The organism is Chitinophaga sp. SVR4-12A, assembly GCF_056754765.1.
Genome location: NZ_JBPGWP010000002.1, coordinates 1024702 through 1043099, shown reverse-complemented (window position 1 = coordinate 1043099; position 18398 = coordinate 1024702). Strand labels below are relative to the sequence as shown.

Annotated in this window: 12 protein-coding genes; 5 read left to right on the top strand and 7 right to left on the bottom strand. The window is 51.7% G+C overall.

What is annotated here, in order from left to right:
- The first annotated feature begins 1 nt into the window (after position 1).
- A complete protein-coding gene (locus ACR9Y8_RS30640) occupies positions 2 to 1336 on the top strand; it encodes a hypothetical protein (protein ID WP_481217115.1) in 1335 nt (444 codons plus the stop codon).
- Here the strand turns inward: ACR9Y8_RS30640 and ACR9Y8_RS30635 are convergent.
- The 6 genes from ACR9Y8_RS30635 to ACR9Y8_RS30610 all read right to left on the bottom strand — a co-directional run bounded on the left by ACR9Y8_RS30635 (position 1329) and on the right by ACR9Y8_RS30610 (position 14106).
- The gene (locus ACR9Y8_RS30635) at positions 1329 to 1907 is read right to left on the bottom strand and encodes a hypothetical protein (RefSeq protein WP_481217114.1); all 579 of its coding nucleotides are present in this window, start codon (positions 1905 to 1907) and stop codon (positions 1329 to 1331) included. The genes ACR9Y8_RS30640 and ACR9Y8_RS30635 overlap by 8 nt on opposite strands.
- Positions 1908 to 2201: 294 nt before the next feature.
- Positions 2202 to 2819 carry a M949_RS01915 family surface polysaccharide biosynthesis protein gene (locus ACR9Y8_RS30630; protein WP_481217113.1) on the bottom strand — a complete coding sequence of 206 codons (618 nt, stop codon included), beginning with the start codon at positions 2817 to 2819 and terminating at the stop codon, positions 2202 to 2204.
- Positions 2820 to 2822: 3 nt separating this feature from the next.
- Positions 2823 to 3761, bottom strand: coding sequence for a PorP/SprF family type IX secretion system membrane protein (locus ACR9Y8_RS30625; protein WP_481217112.1), 939 nt, complete (start codon positions 3759 to 3761; stop codon positions 2823 to 2825).
- 20 nt (positions 3762 to 3781) lie between these two features.
- Positions 3782 to 12316, bottom strand: coding sequence for an Ig-like domain-containing protein (locus ACR9Y8_RS30620; protein ID WP_481217111.1), 8535 nt, complete (start codon positions 12314 to 12316; stop codon positions 3782 to 3784).
- A gap of 9 nt (positions 12317 to 12325) precedes the next feature.
- Positions 12326 to 13489: an ABC transporter substrate-binding protein gene (locus ACR9Y8_RS30615; RefSeq protein WP_481217110.1), complete on the bottom strand. Its 1164-nt coding sequence runs from the start codon at positions 13487 to 13489 to the stop codon at positions 12326 to 12328.
- Positions 13490 to 13515: 26 nt separating this feature from the next.
- On the bottom strand, positions 13516 to 14106 hold the full coding sequence (locus ACR9Y8_RS30610; RefSeq protein ID WP_481217109.1) for a phage tail protein: 591 nt from the start codon (positions 14104 to 14106) through the stop codon (positions 13516 to 13518).
- A 488-nt stretch (positions 14107 to 14594) separates the two neighbouring features.
- On the opposite strand from ACR9Y8_RS30610, the gene ACR9Y8_RS30605 reads away from it, so the two are divergent.
- Both ACR9Y8_RS30605 and ACR9Y8_RS30600 read left to right on the top strand, forming a co-directional pair.
- Complete coding sequence (locus ACR9Y8_RS30605; RefSeq protein ID WP_481217108.1) at positions 14595 to 15545, top strand: FimB/Mfa2 family fimbrial subunit; 951 nt, start codon at positions 14595 to 14597, stop codon at positions 15543 to 15545.
- A 98-nt stretch (positions 15546 to 15643) separates the two neighbouring features.
- Positions 15644 to 15838 carry a YwbE family protein gene (locus tag ACR9Y8_RS30600; protein WP_298739665.1) on the top strand — a complete coding sequence of 65 codons (195 nt, stop codon included), beginning with the start codon at positions 15644 to 15646 and terminating at the stop codon, positions 15836 to 15838.
- Between the two features lie 198 nt (positions 15839 to 16036).
- On the opposite strand, the gene ACR9Y8_RS30595 is transcribed toward ACR9Y8_RS30600, so the two are convergent.
- Positions 16037 to 17017 carry a GlxA family transcriptional regulator gene (locus tag ACR9Y8_RS30595; protein WP_481217107.1) on the bottom strand — a complete coding sequence of 327 codons (981 nt, stop codon included), beginning with the start codon at positions 17015 to 17017 and terminating at the stop codon, positions 16037 to 16039.
- A 216-nt stretch (positions 17018 to 17233) separates the two neighbouring features.
- Between ACR9Y8_RS30595 and ACR9Y8_RS30590 the strand changes: the two genes are divergently transcribed.
- Together ACR9Y8_RS30590 and ACR9Y8_RS30585 are read left to right on the top strand one after the other, a co-directional pair.
- Positions 17234 to 18016 (top strand): DUF899 domain-containing protein, encoded by a 783-nt coding sequence (locus ACR9Y8_RS30590; protein WP_481217106.1) that lies wholly within the window; start codon positions 17234 to 17236, stop codon positions 18014 to 18016.
- On the top strand, positions 18013 to 18336 hold the full coding sequence (locus ACR9Y8_RS30585; RefSeq protein ID WP_481217105.1) for a hypothetical protein: 324 nt from the start codon (positions 18013 to 18015) through the stop codon (positions 18334 to 18336). Before ACR9Y8_RS30590 ends, ACR9Y8_RS30585 begins: the two co-directional genes overlap by 4 nt.
- Positions 18337 to 18398: the final 62 nt, after the last annotated feature.

The following is an 18398-nucleotide window of genomic DNA, read 5'->3' as shown; positions in this document are numbered from 1 at the left end:
TATGCCAACAGCGATGGTTTACCCCAAATATGCGTGTAAGCGGCTTGCCAGCTTACTCCTGTTATGCTTGTCCGCCGTTTCTTCAGTGGCGCAGGACCGCAAAGCAGCCGATGCATTATATACCGCGCTCCCCATTGCAGATCTGTCTGCCTTTACATTAATGCAGGTCAATCCTTACAAAATAGCCAGACCGGCCGGCGCCAGGGAACTAACGGCCTCCCTGATGTGCATTGCCAAAAGCGATGTATCCAACGCCATTCCCGGCTTCGCCATAGACTGGGCGCCCTACCAGACCTTTGCGCCCAACCGCATCAACAAGGAGCGGGATACCGCCTTTGCTGCCTACCGGAATAGCCTGATCCTCCGGAACCTGCAGCTGTCTTTCGGCGGCGCCCAGGATTCCTTTGCTTCCCGGCTGGCGGTGGGTATCAGCTTCGTGGTCTTTGACCGCAGTGATCCTTCCAATGATCCCGGGTTTGCCAAAAGCGTACTGGCGTTGATGCAGGGCAGCGCCAGGGGTCATACACCACAGGAAGCGCAGCTGATGCTGCAGGATGATTTCCGGCGGGACCGCCTGGATCCCTTCTTTGAGCAGCAGGGATTAAGTAAGGTGAGCGACAGCCTGCTGTACCGGGTTTTCAATTTTGAAACGGGAAGCCTGAGCCAGGACTCTATCCGTGCAGCCATCGGGAGAAAATTCGGGGCCCGCCTGGGTTTTGACCGTGGTTTTGATACGCCTAAAGAAAAGCTGGTCAATCAGCTGATAGATAATTACCTGCAGGCACTGGAGGGGATCACCAGCCTGCGGCAGCAGGACCGCCAGACCCTGGCTATCCTGATCGCGGAAAAGCGTAAACAGTTCCTCCGGGAACATTGGAATGCGGGGATACTTAAAATCGGATTCGGGAATAGCTGGTATGCGGCGGATTATAACTGGTCGCATTTACAGTCTAACAAATTCAGCGTATATGCCTCCTGGGGGATCAAGGTAAGGACATGGGGACAGGGGATCTTATTCGGGCAGTATGCAAGGACTTTCAGTGATGATATAGCTGAGAAGAACAGGACGGCGTGGGTATATGGTGGAAGGGTTATCCTGGGTAATTATTGGATACAGGGTACTGTTGAAGCAGCGTTTCATACGCATACGTACGGGCGGCTGTTTGGTAAGATCAGGAATGATGTAAATACTATCCGGAGTGCTGTGGGCGTGGAAGCCCGGCTTACCAACGGCTTGTGGGCACAGGTGAGTGTTGGGGTAAATGGTCCCTATTCCGACTTTGCAAAGAATGACGGAGTAGTGTTGGCAGGAGCATTGAAGTATGCATTTAGGTGAGGGTGGCGTGACTGAAGCCCCTTGACCTTCGCCCTGACATCCCTCCTGCTGATGCCGCCAGCAAGCGGGGTGAGGACACGAAATCGCGTACATTGAGCTTTAGTGAACCATCTACGGCTACATGATAATTGCCTGTCTGCACGCGTGTACGCTGCCGACGAACCAGCCTTAATACCTTGTGAGGGGCAGTGTGCTGCTTTTCCGCTTTCTGCGGCTGCACCTTCTGTACGTTCGCTATTGTTACCGGCCTATATTCCGCCTTCAGCTGTTCCAGTACCAGATCCGCCTGGATGCCCTTTTTAAGCAGGTCCATTGCTTTCCCGGTGAGCCCGTGAAAGATCTCGCGTTTGCGGCTTTTGCGGGGCGTAATACGGTATACTTCAGACGCTATGCGCGATGCCTGCGCCAGCATACCGGCGTAACGCATGGTACGCTTAAAAGCAGGCGACCGCTTAACCCGCCTGCGGCTGAGGGAGCTTTTACGGCGCACATAATAGTTGCCGTCCATCTGGTAATAACACAGGCCATTAAAGGTGCCCGTGATGAACGTAGGCCCTTTTTGCTTACCCATTTTTAATTAATTTTAGTAGTGAAATAATGTACTGAAGTTACAATAGGTAGCTTAGAAAAAAGTTGATCCAGATCATCAAATTGAATAGGTGCACATTTTCTTCGAACGCTGATAATATTACCCCCGAACGCTTTTAATGAAGCCTGCGAACGCTTTTAATGCCGCTCTCCTGAAGGTATCACTAAGCTATAGCGGCAGCAGGAAGCAGCACTCCTGCCTATAACACTAAGCTCAGGCGGCTGGAAGACAAGGATCAGACGAGGATACGACAAGGATATTACAAGGCCTTCATCGCTAGTTTGCGAGGATGAAATCCTGGTCTTTGCTGATCTGCTGTAATAATTGCTTCATATACGACTGGATGGATGCCGGCAGCTTATAAAAGGCCGCATCATACTGCACGCTACGCTCAAAGTCCAGCGTGCCGGTTACGGCCCTGATAGCCACCTTACTATAGCGGTAGTAGAGCAGCATTTTCAGGCGGCGCTGGTCACTGTCTTTGTCTTTGGGAGAGGTACCGTAGATGATCAGAGGGTCAATATAACCATCGCCGTCTATATCCCTGGGGGATATGTATCTTGTAAAGAACCAGATGGACTTTTCATCCGCTTCCAGGGCGTCTCTCATTCTCCAGCGGAGCGAGGGAATCTGCTGCTCCTTAGTATGCCTGCTCATGCACACGGCGGAGATGTTAGTGGTAATGGTATCCTTCGGCTTTGTCTGGGCGTATTTCTCCATTAAGAGGAGATAATGCAGGCCGGCCGGGTCTTTATACTCCCAGCCGCGGAATACCGGGTATTCCAGGCCGGTAAAAATGCTGTCTATCTCATGTTTTGAAAGCATCCTGGAAGTTGTCTGGGCGTATACCCACTGAGACGCCAGGATGCAAATAATGAAAGCGGAAAATCGCATGTACTATCTGAAAAGGTTTACAGTTGCGCCTATCTCATAGGTACCATCAACATAAGTTTTGATGCCGCCTGTTTGCGTGGTATAAAGCGCCTGTAATATTACCATTTTTTTAATATTAACCCCCAGCCCTGCTGTAAAACTTTTTGAAGTGTGATACATGCCCATCACACTGGCTACGTTATCCAGCACGTATAGGTTCAAGCCTGCGTCCACGATGTTATCATATCCCTGGATACCCCGGTAGCATACTTTAGGCTCAATACCGCTGATCACGCCCTGTTCCGGTGTGAAACGGTAGGATGCTGCGGTAAAGTAAAGTCCGCCGCCGTTCACGCCATAATCCTTGCCGGTGAAAAGGCTTCTTACGTTGGGCAGGGCAGCCTGCAGGAACAGGTGGCCGTCCGTATACGCCATCCCGTATTCTGCTTCAAAGTAGTTATCGCGGCGGTTAAAGGCGGATAAAGAAGGATCTGCTGCATCGCCGTCTACCTTCGTATAGTCCAGGCGCTGTACGTTAAACGCCAGCGAAAGGCCGAAATGCAGCTGCTGGTTATTTGCTCCCAACGGCAGGTGATAAGAATAGGTGGCTGCCAGGCGGGTACGGGTGATCAGTCCGGCTTCGTCGTTAAAGATCTTAAAGCCCGCCCCTACCCTGCGGCCTAAGGCGCCGTCGGCGCTGAAATGAGCGGTTTCGGGCGCGCCGTCGATACCATTGTACTGGCGGCGGTAAGCGGCGTTCAGGTGCAGGCCGCTATCAATACCGGCCATAGCCGGGTTGGCGAGATACTGGTTCTGGAACCACTGGGTGCCTGAGGGCTCCAGTAAACCCAGGGAATTACCCAGGCTCTGCGCCTGGGTATTCCGGGTGAATAAAGTAGCCAGTACAACGCAGCAAAGCATTACCAGGCGCATATGTGATATTTTATTAGATCGGATGTTCATAATCTTACACATTTAAAGGATCAATAACGGTCACGTACAATCGTAATATAACCTGTTGCCGTCTTGGCGCCATTCTGTATGGTCAGGATATAGTAGTAGGTACCTTCCGCCAGCGGGCTGCCGTTCACGGTACCATCCCAATCGTTGCTGTAGTTTCTTCGGCTGTAGATCAGGCGGCCGGCACGGTCGTAGATCTTCACCTCGTTATCCGGGTAGCTGTCCAGGTTGCGGATCACCCAGCGGTCGTTCCTGCCGTCGCCGTTAGGCGTGAGGATATTCACAGCATCCACTTTGAAGTCTACCACCACGCTGAGGGCAAAGGAAGCGGTAGCGGTACATCCTGCGGCAGTGGCAGCTGTTACCTCGTAGCTGATATTGGCCAGCGGCTTCACTTCCAGGACAGGTGTGCGTTGTCCGCTGATGATGCCGTCTGCGGCGGTCCACACATAGGTGCTGCCACCGGTAGCGGTCAGCTTCACGATATCGCCTTTGGAAACGCTGGCGCCTTTGTCGCTGGTGATGGTGATCACCGGCAGCGCATTCACTGTGATGGTGAAAGTGCGGCGCAGGGAATCTACTGCTCCGCCGGTGGTGCCGCCATTATCGCGGATGGTAACGGCCACGGTGGCGGTACCTGCGGGCGCATCTGCTTTGAGGCGGTAGCTCAGCACATTACCGGCGCCAACGCTCAGCATATCAAAAATGTTGCTGGTGGAAGTGGCGGTGATGGTGTATGTCTGGGCAGGCTCGGTAGCAGAAGCACCGGTGAGCTGTATGGTATGGGTTTGTACGTCCTTACAAATGGCCACGTTGCTGATCAGGTCCAGGGTGGGCGGCTGGTTCACGAACACCACGCGTACAATCACCGGTACTGCGGCGCTGGTATTGAGGCCGTCGCTAACGGTCAGGCCTAAACTCACATCTGTGCCTACCAGGGCATTGAGGAGCGTAGTATTCTTCACGGAGATCACACCCGCGGTGCTGATCTGCAGGGCTCCGCCGGAACCGTCTGTTGCGAGTATCCAGTTCTGCACGGTACCTGATGCATCAGTAGCGGTAGCCGTACCCACGACGGTGCCCGCAGCGCTGTACTGGCTTACGGTAAAGGTCTGACCAGCGGCGATGGCCGGCGGTGTAGCGTCGTATGTGCGGGTAATGGTGTTGGAAGCGGTGTTACCGTTACCTACCACGTTCACTGCTGCATCTGCCGGGAGGCTGATGCTCACAGCGCCATCTGCTATTGGTGTTACCTGTACGGTGTATGTTTTGTTATCTGTTGTTTGCAGGTTGGAGACGGTCGCATTAGTCAGCGTAAAGTCTGTGAGGGCCAGCTGTGTTACTGCTTCATTAAATGTAAGCGTTACGGTGAACGGCGCGTTCAAGCGTGCAGCTGCAGCAGCGCTAAGTGTAACAGACGGACGCGCCGTATGTACGAATACGCCGCTGCTATTGGCTACGTTATTGAGCGTGAGGTTGGCGACGTTGCCTGACAGGTCAGTGAAGCTTTCAACAGCGTTGTTCAGTGACAGCGCTGTGCCCAGCTGGATACCATCCAGGTCCATCTGGCCTGCCTGTACGGTATAGGCAAAAGTAACGCGTTTGGAATTGAAGCCACCGGTGTAGGCAGCCTGCACGGTGGTGCTGCCAATGATCACCGGCAACGTGAGTGAGCTGGGTGAGCGATTATTTCTTACTGTTTCGTTCCAGTTCACAGCAAAGTTCAGCACATCGCCTTGTTTGTAATAACCGTTTGCAGGCACTTCTACGGAAGTGATCACTGGCGGGTTAGGATCATAATAGTAAGAAAGGCGGTTGGAAAATAAGTTCTGATTGCCCGCAGCATCCTGCGCAACACTGGATGGTACTTCTATGGACACCCCTCCTTCTATTACCGGTGAGACCAGGGCGGTATAGGTAATGTTATCTGTAGTTTGCAGGTTGCTCGCCGAAGCGTTCGTCAGCGTGATGTCTGTCAGTGCGAAGCCTGTTACGGCATGGCTGAAGGTAATGGTAGCGGTCCAGGGCTGGTTTACTTCTACCGCTCCGCTGATATTTACCGTAGGACGGTTAGCCAGCACAAACACATTGCTGGTGCTACCTACATTGTTCAGGGTGAGGGTAGCATTGTTACCGGCTGCGTCTCTTAAGGCAAGACCACCAGGAACGAGCGTATTGCCTACTGTGATACCATCCAGATCCACTTCTCCTGCCTGTACTACATAACGGAAGATGATGGAATTAGTGGTGGGGGCACTGTATATCGTAGCCTGTACGGTGGTAGTACCAATGGTGACCGGTAATGTAGCCGTTGAACCAGCGTATACGATCGGCTCACTGAACTGTACGGTAAAGTTCACTGCATCGCCGGCTTTATAGTAGCCGTTGGCAGGCACTGTTACGGAGGTGATCACCGGTGCAAGCGCATCTACGAGTACGGCACTGGTGTTGCCTACCCCGTTTAGCGTCAGTACGGCGTTGTTGGTAGCCGCGTCTTTTATAGTACCGCCGTTGAGAGCAATCGAAGCACCAAGGCCGATACCGTCGTTATCTTGCTGACCGCTCAATACGGTGTAGCTGAAATTCAGGGCAGTGGTGCCGCTGCCGCCGGTATAGGTGGCCTGAACAACTGTAGTGCCAATCTGCACTGGTAATGAAGGGGTACCGGTAACGGTTACACCCTCATTGAAGTTAGCGCTGAAAGTAAGTACATCGCCGCTGTTATAAGTGCCATTCGCAGGTACAGTCACTGAGGTGATAGCCGGTGCTGTGCCGTCGTGCGTATAGGTAATTATATTGGAAGCACTGTTGCCGTTGCCGCCTATATTTAAGGCGCCATTGGCTGGTACGCTAAGCGTTACTGTACCATTGCCGCCCGCTGTTACCAGCACTGTGTAGACGCTGGGGCCTGATTGGTTCAGATTACTTACTGTTGCATTCGTAGCTGTTATATCTGCCAGCGCAAAGTTGGTCACCACTTCGCTGAAGGTGATGGTCATGGTCCAGGGGCTGTTCAGCACCGGCGTACCAGATATGGTTACGGTGGGTATAACGGTGTTTACGAACACATGATCGGTGTTGCCTACACTGTTAAGCGCCAGCGCGGCATCGTTACCCAATCCATCTTTCACAGTACCGCCATTGAGCGCTAAGGTGCTGCCCACGGCGATACCGTCCATATCATTATTACCTGCTACTACTGTGTAGCTGAAGGTGAGCGCATTTGTACCGGAACCGGAAACGTAATTAGCCTGTACCGTTGTAGCACCGATAATTACCGGCACGGAGGGTGTGCCCGTTACCGTTACATTCTCGTTGAAATCTACTGTAAAGGTGAGCACATTACCCGCTTTATAGTAGCCATCGGCCGGTACATTCACAGAGGTGATGGCCGGTGGTACGGCGTCTACCAGGACAGCGCTGGTATTGCCTACACCGTTGAGGGTTAATGTGGCGTTATTAGTCACATCATCCTTTATAGTACCGCCGTTCAGCCCAAGCGCGGCAGCTACAGTGATACCGTCGGCATCATAGTCGCCGTTCTGTATGGCATAGCTGAAGTTCAGCGCGTTTGTACCGGAACCGCCTGTATAAGTAGCCTGTACGGTAGTAGCGCCTATTGTAACCGGGACAGAAGGTGTGCCGGTCACCGTTACGTTCTCACTGAAATTAACGATGAAGTTAATCACATCGCTGTTGGTATAAGTACCATTGGGAGGTACAGCTACCGACGTGATGGTGGGCGCTGTAGCGTCATAAGTATATGTAATCGTGTTGGAAGCGGAATTACCGTTGTTACCGAAGTTCACCGCAGCGTTAGCGGGCACACTAAGTGTTACCGTGCCATCTGCCTGCGGGACCACATCTACCGTATAGGTCTTATTATCCGAAGTACTCAGATTGATGACGTTAGCGTTCGTTTTGCTGATATCAGTCAACGTAAGGCCGGTTACCGCTTCGCTGAAGGCGATGGTCATGGTCCAGCGGCTGTTGAACACTGTTGGAGCTGACAATGTTACCGTTGGTATCACTGTATTCACAAATACACCTGCGGTGGACGCTACACTATTGAGCGCCAGGTTCATGTTATTACCAACGGCATCCTGCAGGGTACCGCCTGCTGCATTGATAGCGCTACCTACGGCGATGCCATCCGCATCGTTATCGCCTGCCACTACGGTATAGGCGAAGCTGAGCGTATTGCTACCGCTGCCGCCGGTAAGGGTGGCTTTGCGGGTAGTAGTGCCAATTGTTACATCGATGGAGGGGGTACCTGTTATCGTTACATTTTCGCTGGTGTGTACCCTAAAGTCGAGCACATCGCCTTCCCTGTAGATGCCGTTCATAGGCACATCCACGGAAGTGACAACAGGAACGACCCCATCTACCAGGATACCGGGGTAGCTGTTGGCTACTCCCAACGCTGCATCGTGGCCAACGGCATCCTTGATGGCGCCGCCGTTCAATGCGATATTAGCGCCCAGGGCAATGCCATCTGCGTCTTCGTCGCCATTTACGATGGTATAGCTGAAGGTCAGCGAGGTGGTAGTGCTACCGGTGAGCGCTGCATTCCGTGTATTGCTGCCGATGATAACAGGCAGTGCAGGCGCACCGGACACTGTAAAGTCATCATTGTAGTTGATGGTAAAAGTGAGCGTCTGGCCGGCTTTATAGGTTCCATCTGTTGGTGGGGTGATGGAAGTGATGGCCGGAGACTTGGTATCGTAGTTAAAGTTAAAGACAGCGGATGCCTGGTTGCCGTTGGTGGCAATATTATGCACCACATCGGCAGGGAGCTGGATAGTGCCAGCGCCCTCGGCGTTGGCAGTTGGCGTGATGAGGCCTGTCCAGCTGATATTATCTGTTGTGCTCAGGGCACTGATCGTGCAGCCGGTAAGGTTGAAATCTGCCAGGGCCAGGGCGTCCGTAGTTTTTTCACTGAAAGTGACGGTGATCAAAAACGGCGCCACAACTGTTGCAGGCTGCGGCGGTGTGATGGTCACGGTTGGATGATTGGTATTGATCCGTATGGCGCTGCCATCGCCTATGCCATTCAGCGTCGCTACCAGGTTGTTGGCCGCAGCATCCCTGATGGAGCTTCCGCCGGGGAAGTTGATCTGGGAGCCTAAGGTAATGCCATCTTCATCATTATCTCCGTCTACTATATTATATATGAAGGTGAGCTGGTTGCCTACGTTGTTCACATAAGTTGCCTGGCGCGTAGTGGAACCGATGATCACATCAAAGGTTGGTGTGCCGGATACCGTTACGGTCTCGCTGGTGGTTACTGTGAAGACAAGCGTAGTGCCGGTATTATAGTAACCGCTGGGGGTTGGGCCGGCACCAGGCATGGCAACGGCAGTAACAGTGGGCGCGCGGCCATCTACCAGGATACCCGGATAATTGGTGGTGGCTACTCCTGTTGGCGCGTCGTTGCCGGCTATATCTTTGATAGTGCCGCCATTCAATGCGATATTGGCGGCCAGGTCGATACCATCCAGGTCTTGTTCACCGGCGGCTACTGTATAGCTGAAGATCAGCGTGCGGGCATCTCCGCCCGCTGCATATGTTGCCTGGCGGGTATTGCCGTTTATTGTTATCGGCAGCGTAGGCGCTCCCGTTACTACTACATCTTCATCATAGCTGACGGTAAAGCTGATGGCCTCCGCTTCCTTGTAATATTTATTGGCAGGCGGGGTGACACTGATCACCGGCGCCCTGGTATCCCAGGAGATATTATAGGGAGCGGAAGGGATGTTCGGGTTGCCGAGGGTGTTATGTACCGCATTGCCCGCCACAGATACTGTTCTGCTGACATTTTGCTGGCCACCCGGCGGCGTAAGCAGGACGGTAAAGGTCCTTGCATCCACCCTTTGCGCATTGCTGACAGTGACGCCTATAACGTTAAGATCTGACACCGTCAACATGTCAGCAATATCCTCATCAAAGGTGATGGTGATGGTAAACGCGCCAGCTACCGGGAAAGTTGCGGTACTGGTGATGGTAGGAACAGGCTGTTTGGTATTTACCAGTACAGCGCTGGTATTACCGATGCTGTTCAAGGTAAGGGTTGCATTGTTGCCCAGTACGTCTTTGAGCGTGCCGCCGTTGAGGGCGATGGCGCTGCCTACTGCAATGCCGTCGTTATCGTTGTCGCCGCCCTGCACGGTATAGCGGAAGATAAGCGCATTTGAACCTGTGCCGGAAACGTACGTTGCCTGTACAGTGTTTGTGCCGATGGTGACAGGGAAAGAAGGCGTGCCGGTCACGGTTACGTTCTCATCGAAGTTCACCGTGAAGTTCAACTGGTTGCCGATGATGTAGGTGCCGTTAGCAGGCGGCGTTACGGAAGTTACCACTGGTCCGACTGCGTCAACTTTCACCTGGGTAGTATTGCCGATACTGTTAAGCGTGAGATTGGCGTTGTTGGTGGCTGCATCTTTTATAGTACCGCCGGACAGTGTGATCACGCTGCCAACAGCGATACCGTCAATATCCAGCTCACCGGCTCCAACCGTGTAACGGAAGAGCAGGTTAGCGGTGCCGCTGCCGGATAAGTAGCCGGCGTGGACCACGGTGCTGCCGATGGTGATGGACAGATAAGGAACACCGCCGGTTTGATCTACCGTAACGGCCTCATTGTATACCACGGTAAAGTTCAGGGCCTGGCCCATTGTGTAAGTGCCGTTTGCTGGCACGGTCACAGAAGATACCACAGGCGCTGTCTGATCGATGAACCAGGTGTAGGACTCGGGAGAAGGATCCCTGTTCCCGGCGGCGTCTACTGCACGAACGTTGATGGTATGTGAACCTGCGGCAAGGCCGGTGAGGGTAATGGGATTGGCCACAGGCGCATAAGTACCGGTAGGTGGATCGAGCGCTAACTCAAAGGTAGCAGCAGGATCATCGGACAAGAACTGGAAGGGTGCAGCGCTGCTATTGGTAGGATCCGTGGGGCCAGAGACAATGCCTGTCTCGGGCGCCGTCATATCCAGTGTGATCTGGTCCTGGAAAGTGGCAACATTGCCGGCCGCATCCCGAAGGCGCATGTACACTGTTTTCAGTCCGTCTCCGTTGGGGAGGGTAAATGCTTTGGTAGTAGCGAATGTCTCATCAGCACTGTAGCTGATGCCGTCATTGGAAAACGCCATTTGTAATCCACCACTGCCGCCTGTTTCGATACCGGTAAGGTTGAGGGTAACGGCTGTGGCAGTGGCATACGGAGCGCCATTGCTGATGGCTATGGTGCCGGTTGGGGCTGTTTTATCAATGAGGATGGTTTGGCCGAGCTGATACGGCATGGCGGTGGCAACAGCGGGAGCAATACCTGTGTTGTTCACCATGTCGAGGCGTAGGACGCCATTACCAGAGCCGGTGTTAACGGTTACTGTACGTGTGTTGCCGGAGCCTGTTACAGCAGTAACACTGGCAGTGGTGATACTGCCGGAGACAACGGTGACGCCAAAGTTCGAAGTGGTTACGCCTGCGGCGGAACCGTCGAAGGTAACGGTGAACTGTACGGACGTAGCATTGCTGGGTGTAGGGGTTACGCGGGTAATGCCTGTGACATTGATCGGAGGAGGAGTAAGCTTTACCATCCTGCCGCCTCCGGCGGCGAAGCCGTCATTCACGTATATGTCTCCTGCATCGCTTATCGCAAGACCCCATGGGTACTGATTCGTTGCGCTGGTAAACGTAGTAGCGGGGGTAGTTGGTATAGCGGCACCAGTTTGACCAGCCGTTGTAGGCGCTGTATACTTTACTACCTGGTAGTTGGTAGTGGCGCCGATAGCCTCCAGTGTATACACATTATTTTGTGCATCTACCGCAACGGAAGTAAAGTTCTTACCGCTTGCTACGATGACTGGTGTATTGTAGTTCGGAGGCGACAGTTTTACGAGCTTACCCCCGCTATTTGCGGGACGGTCGAGGATGTAGATATTATCCAGCCCATCCACCGCAATGCCCCAGGGATAGGTAAATTGTTGTGTGGTAGTGGGATAAGCAAAGCCGTCATACACCTGCGTCCCCGTGAGGTTTTCCGAACCTGCCGGATATCGCATCAGCCTGTAGCTATCATTGGTCTTATCAGCATCTCCATGATTGTAAAACTCCATTGCCAGCAGATTATTGCTGTTATCTACTGCCAGGGCGGTATAATAGGCGCCGCTTCGTATCTGGGTCATGGCATAGGTACCGGCGTCGAACTTCAGGATCTTCCAGCCGCTACCATCTTCTTTCGTGGCAAATACATCTCCGTTATCATTAACGGTAACACCCCAGGAATAATCGGGGGCGGTGGCGTGCAGCTGGTTATAGATCGTAACAACGTTGGACGGATCTCCGTTCACGTATTTAACCAGCTCGAAAACCAAGGGGGTTCCGGTAGCGCGGATTACATAAATATTACCCGCGTTGTCTCTTGCCATGCCGGTGTACTGTTTACCGGTTTCCAGGGTGGAGACAGTATACGACTGCGCATTAACGTGAAAGCCCGCCAGCAGGCAGGTAATCATTAGCAGTAGTATGTTAAGTGTTTTGGTAAAAGTTTGCTTCATATGAAACTATTAAATACAGAGTAAGGGGTTTTGCCAGCCCGAAACACTTTCCTGGTGGATCGCCTCAAGCTCTTTCGCATCGAACCGCATTCCCATACCCTGGTCAAGAATGATTTTATGTATCTTATTGGAGGATGTTGTGATCTTTAAAATATTGGCAGCCGGCATTGCAAAGCCGGAGGACGGGTAAAAATTCTTTTCTCCACGGGGGCCGTTGATGATACCTTCGCGCAACTGCTGTTTTACTGCTCCCCAGTCGTTCCTGAGTGCATGGGGCAGCAGTTCTCTCCACACCAGTCCTGCTTCATATCCCATCAGGGAATAGATATTAGCGGGCTGTTTCGCGATGTTCTCAAATGATTTTACAAACAATTGGTTGGCCTTATTCTCATCTTCCCGCATCCATAGCTGCGCGGAGTATATTTCGAGGTGGACGTTCTTTATATCTTCCAGGATGTCGTCATAGGCCATCGTTTCAAATACCAGCAGCGGTATTTTTTTATGGAAGCCACTCTGTACCCATTTTTCAAGAAAGCGAATACCCATGCTGCCACAGAGGATGACGTGCACATAGGGAGGCGGTTCTTTGGCCAGTTGCGCAAAGAAACTGTCAAGCTCCATCCTGTGAGGATCGTTTGGATCAAAGGGCAATACTGTTAGCTGCAACTCATTGCCGCCCGCAGCAGCAACGCCCTGCTGGAAAGAGTTGTTGAGGTGGTAGCCCGCTTCGTATACCGCGGTGAGGATGTGACCGCCGGCGCCCCATTTACCCTGTGCCCAGCGGCCAAGCGCATACTGGGACTGCCATACCTGCTGGGAGGCATAAAAGATATCGGGGCTGAGATAGGGAAAATAAGGGACATATTCCCCCATATCAAAAAAGAAGGCGGGACGTTTATCGTTCTCTATCAGCGAGACCATGCCTGGTACTGACTTGTAGCTTACCAGACCGGAAAGAATATCAACACGGTTAAAAAACAGCAGCTTACGGGCTGCAGTTTCACAAGCGCTCAGACTTCCCATGTGAGTGTATTCCTGCACAAATTCGATGGTATTCTGCTGCATTGGATCGAGGCCCATGCCCAGCAGCCACCCGGTAAACAGGTGCTGCGAGTAGTAAGGATAGATACCCGAATAGGGTGTCAGGAATCCAATCTTGAGGGAGGTTTTCATTTCTTCTATTGTTCCTTAACTATATTTTAGTTCCTGGAAGGGAAAACGCCTTCCATAGCAATCAGCCAGGTCATGGCCAGGTAGGGGTTCTGGATGCTGAAAGGCTGGGTGCCACCTGATGGATTTATTATCAGATTACCACCAACTTTACCCGGAGCCATTTGTGCAGTATTATCCTGCTTGGCATAAGCGGTGATCGGTTGAGCTGAGGGACCAGTACCCTGGCTGGGCAAGGTAGCAGGCACCATGGTGCTATCTGGCGTAGCGGCAGTACCTGCAGCGCTGCTGGCAGAAGGAATGGAAGTAACCTGGCTCAGATCAGCGCTGTGCGTATGCGCAGGCATGTTGTTGATCGTAAGCGTAGTAGAAACGGTACCTGCCAGCTGACCGAGATTGTAATTTCCTAATCCAGGAGCGTTACCAGTACCTATGGGCGCACGGCCTCTCAGATCAGGTAAAGCAAAAGTAGTTTGGCCGTTACCGCCGTAGGTAGTACCCAGCAAAGAGAATAACGCAGAATTCTGTGCAATGGAAATGATCTGTCCGTAACACATCTGATAGCCTCTGATGGCGAAGTTGCCACCGAACAGTAAAAGGGACGCTAAATAAGGTTCCATGAGCATTTAAATGTTTAGGTGATAACGAGTGGTTTATTGAATCGGTCTTGTGAAAACAGTCTGTAGGAGATAGACACTGTACGGCAGAACATTACATGACAACAGCTGCGGTAACTATAATTAACCGGCGAGGGTAACGGCATCCCAGATACGAGGGTAATACAGGGCACGTTCATAGATACATTATGTGCTTCTCTATTCGTTTAAATTACAACGTTAGTAACTAACGCCAGGTTCTCAAAACAAAAAGGACAAAAGAAAGTAATAAGGTTTTCTCAACAATAGGGCTAAAATCGCGGAGCCACAAATCTATCTTGCGTTCAGTTCAAAGGTAAATGTTAATATCCAAATATCCTAATACATCACCTGGGCCTACAATCATCGAGTAACACATGTAATTTTTTCTTTAAAAAACAGAGTGATTCTACTCTTTTTTGGAAGGCTAAACTGAGTAATTTTACTCTCTTTTTAAAAACATACTATACACTATGAGATCATCCTTTCTTTTGACAACCCTTGCGGTTGTATGTTTTTTCTGTTCCTGTAGCAAAGAAGACAGTCCTGCCACTCCTGAAAAGACGCCCGAAAAAACCTCGATGGAGAAACGGCCTATCGAATTCAGATTACCCGGCTTCAGCCAGGAAGTAGGCGACTTCCGCAAAGCGCCTACAGCCGGCGCACAAAGGGATTCACTGCTGGAAACCCAGATCGACCAGCTGCTTTACTTTGCCTACGACGCGGCCGGCAACGAGGTCAGCGCATTTACGCAAACGTTGTCGAACCCCGGCTTTGGGCTCATTAAAGACTCCCTGGCGCCTGGCGGCTACACGATCGTTATCCTCGCCACAAAGGGATGGAACCCCCTGATGGGCGACAATCCGCATTTACCGCTTGCTGATGCGGGTCTGCGGCTGAACTGGTCAATGGGACTTGCACAGGCGAATAACACTTACTTCACCAAGTTTCCGATCACCATTAACAGCACAGACACAGCGGTAAGCACCAACGTTTCACTTGAGCGTGCAGTAGCTAAACTGGAGGTGAATATCCTGGATATGCCCGGCGCCGGTTCAAATGACCAGGTAGTAGTGGAAGTATCCCCCGAGAGCAGCACCTTCAGCTTTGCCACCGGCGCCTGTGTTATGGCTGATAGCATCGTACGGATAATGTCCCGGACCCCTGAGATCCAAAACCAGTTCAGTGAATTTATCCTCAACACGGAAACCTCCTTCACTGTAACGGTACGCTATATCCATTACTATAGCGGCGAGGTGAATGTAAAAACGATTCCCAACGTACGTTGCTATAAAAACAAACGTACCATACTAACGGGCAACGCATTGGACGGAACACCCAATAATCCGCCTGCAAATGGCAGCGGTTTTAAAGTAAGCGTAAATGATGTGTGGGATTTGAATGATGAAGTGATAGATTTCTAATAGTTGACAGTTGATAGTTGTCAGTTATCAGTGTTTGAATAATGGGCTATCTTCGCACCAAACACTAACAACTGATAACTGATAACTGACAACTTTTTATGGACGGCCAATACAGAAAAGACATTTACCCGGGCCTTGAAGTAGGGATCATCCTGAAAAAAGACCAACGCAGCGGCAAGATTACCTATGGCATTGTAAAAGATATACTCACCTCCGCTGCTTATCACTCAAGAGGCATTAAAGTGAGGCTGGAAGACGGGCAGATAGGCCGGGTGGCGGTGATTGAAGGATAAAAGAAGTGTGTCATTTTAACAATTCTTTTACCGGATAATGTAGTAATTTTATAATTCACCAAAGAAAAGGAGGTATTCATGCTATCTACAGTATATTCATGGAAACCTTCGGTTAGTATCGCCTAACCGGGTTGCTCCATACAAGAAGACTGTGACGCAGACGCGTCGAAAGGCCGCCGGTATACCGGCGGTCTTTTTTTATTCCAATTGCAGGGCACGGCAATATTTCTTTCTATAATCCTGCGGCGTAAGGCCGGTGATCCTTTTAAACACTTTGCGGAAGGTCTTCATATCGTTATAGCCTACATCATACATGAGGTTGGTGATGCTGTGCGCCTCCCGCTCCAGCGCTTTCTTGGCGGATTCTATCTTCACCCGCTGCAGGTATTCCAGCGGTGTATTTTTGGTAGCATGCTTGAAACGGCGGATAAAATTACGCTTGCTCATATTGATCTGCTCGGCCACTTCCTCCACCGACACCACAGAATTGTAGTTTTCTTCGATGTATGCCTGTGCCCGGCGGATCTCCTCATCTTCATGCTGACGCTGACCGTTAAATACGGCGAAATGCGCCTGGCTGATACGATCCATATCAATGGAAAAGGTCTTGCTGAGCCAGATACCTACATCCCGTCCGTAGAATTTCTCCACCAGGTACAGCAGGAGGTTCAGGGAGGAAAATGCTCCGCCGCTGGTATAGATGCCGTCCTGGTCGGTCACTACCATGTCTGGCAGGACTTTAATATCCGGGTAGCGCCGCTGCATGTCGGCAATATTGTTCCAGTGTGAGGTGCAGGCTTTGCCGGACAGCAGCCCTGCTTCCGCCAGTAAATAGCTGCCTACACAAAGGCTGGCTACCTCCGCTCCTCTCCTGCTCATGGCGGAGATGAAACTGATCATGGCCTGCTTATTTTCCAGGGATGTATCCGGCGGACTATAAAACGCCGGAGCGATGACAAGGTGCGTGTCTTTTATCTCTTTCAGGGTACGGTAGCGGAAACCGGGATGCGGCAAGGGGAAGGGCTCAAAACCTTCCTTTTCAACCGCCAGGGTAACGCGGAAGGCAGGAGGCCTGGCAGCAGCCTCCATGTACCGGTTGGCCCCTGCCAGGAGATCGAGCGCACCGGCAACGGCAGACAGGATGGCGTCTTCGTAGACAAGCAATGCTACTTCTTTCATGACTTTATTCAGCGGTTAGTTGTCAGTTGTCAGTTGTCAGTTGTCAGTGATTGAAGCGAATATATCCGCGCTAAAACTGTCAACTGACAACTGTCAACTGACAACAAATATAACTTAAGTACATGGCACAAACACACCCCCATTATGGCGCTTCCACACATCATAAAAGCGGGTTTTCTTACTGAGATTTGTATGGTACCAAAAATATACCCGCTTATGAACACTGTCGTATCTTCCGCCGAATGGCTAGCCGCCCGCAAACAGTTCCTGGAAAAGGAGAAAGAACTGAACCGGCTCCGCGACGAAGTAGCCCGCGAACGCCTCACCCTGCCCTGGGAGCGGGTAGAAAAAAAATATGTTTTTGAAGGGCCTGATGGCAAAGAAACACTGGCAGACCTGTTCGATGGCCGCAGTCAGCTGATCGTATATCATTTCATGCTGGGGCCAGACTGGGAAGAAGGCTGTCCCAGCTGCTCTTTCCTCACCGACCATATAGACGGTACCCTGGTACACTTAGCCAACCGGGATATTACCCTGCTGCTGGTATCCCGGGCGCCCTACGACCAGATCAAAGCTTTTAAGGAGCGCATGGGCTGGCAGGTAAGATGGTACTCCTCCTATGGCAATGATTTTAACTACGATTACCACGTGTCTTTCAGACCGGAGGAGATTGCCAAGGGAGAAGTATACTACAATTACGGCAACATTCCGTTCATGGCGGAAGACCTGCACGGGGCCAGCGCGTTTTATAAAAATGAAAAGGACGACATCTTCCACACCTATTCTACCTACATGCGGGGCTGTGACATCATGGTGAACACTTACAATTTCATGGATATTGCGCCACTGGGCCGTAATGAGGACGACCTGGGCTTTACCATGTCGTGGGTACGACACCATGACCGCTACGACCAAAGCTATATTGTTGATAAAAAAGCCACCTATCAGCCTCCAAAGGTCATGGGGCACGACTGCTGTGGCGGAGGGGCGCACTCATGAAACCGCATTGCTGCTGCGGGCCTGTAAAAACTACAGCGCCTGCAGCCGGTCATCCACCTGCCGCGGAGGGGCCGCAGCAAAGGCCGTCACTGATCAAACGCATCGTCAGCGGTATCCGCTGGATGCTGCCAGGGGCCGTACTGATCCTCATCCCCAAATGCCCCATGTGCCTGGCGGCATATGTGGCCCTGGGTACGGGTATCGGCCTTTCCGTGACCACTGCCCGTTACCTGCGTATAGCGCTGATCGTGCTGTGTGTGGTGTCGCTGGTGTATATGATCATCAAAAAGTTAAGGAAAGGTTTGAGGTTTGAGGTTTGAGGTTTGAAGTTTGAGGTTTGAGGTTCGTTAAAGGTTGGAAGTTAAGGATAAGTATGCCGATA

Bases quoted from the DNA above. Each gene is read 5' to 3' on its own strand.
- ACR9Y8_RS30585 (WP_481217105.1), top strand. From the start codon at position 18,013: ATGAAACCGCATTGCTGCTGCGGGCCTGTAAAAACTACAGCGCCTGCA.
- ACR9Y8_RS30640 (WP_481217115.1), top strand. From the start codon at position 2: ATGCCAACAGCGATGGTTTACCCCAAATATGCGTGTAAGCGGCTTGCC.
- ACR9Y8_RS30620 (WP_481217111.1), bottom strand. From the start codon at position 12,316: ATGAAGCAAACTTTTACCAAAACACTTAACATACTACTGCTAATGATT.
- ACR9Y8_RS30610 (WP_481217109.1), bottom strand. From the start codon at position 14,106: ATGGAACCTTATTTAGCGTCCCTTTTACTGTTCGGTGGCAACTTCGCC.
- ACR9Y8_RS30625 (WP_481217112.1), bottom strand. From the start codon at position 3,761: ATGAACATCCGATCTAATAAAATATCACATATGCGCCTGGTAATGCTT.
- ACR9Y8_RS30615 (WP_481217110.1), bottom strand. From the start codon at position 13,489: ATGAAAACCTCCCTCAAGATTGGATTCCTGACACCCTATTCGGGTATC.
- ACR9Y8_RS30595 (WP_481217107.1), bottom strand. From the start codon at position 17,017: ATGAAAGAAGTAGCATTGCTTGTCTACGAAGACGCCATCCTGTCTGCC.
- ACR9Y8_RS30630 (WP_481217113.1), bottom strand. From the start codon at position 2,819: ATGCGATTTTCCGCTTTCATTATTTGCATCCTGGCGTCTCAGTGGGTA.
- ACR9Y8_RS30600 (WP_298739665.1), top strand. From the start codon at position 15,644: ATGGACGGCCAATACAGAAAAGACATTTACCCGGGCCTTGAAGTAGGG.
- ACR9Y8_RS30605 (WP_481217108.1), top strand. From the start codon at position 14,595: ATGAGATCATCCTTTCTTTTGACAACCCTTGCGGTTGTATGTTTTTTC.
- ACR9Y8_RS30635 (WP_481217114.1), bottom strand. From the start codon at position 1,907: ATGGGTAAGCAAAAAGGGCCTACGTTCATCACGGGCACCTTTAATGGC.
- ACR9Y8_RS30590 (WP_481217106.1), top strand. From the start codon at position 17,234: ATGAACACTGTCGTATCTTCCGCCGAATGGCTAGCCGCCCGCAAACAG.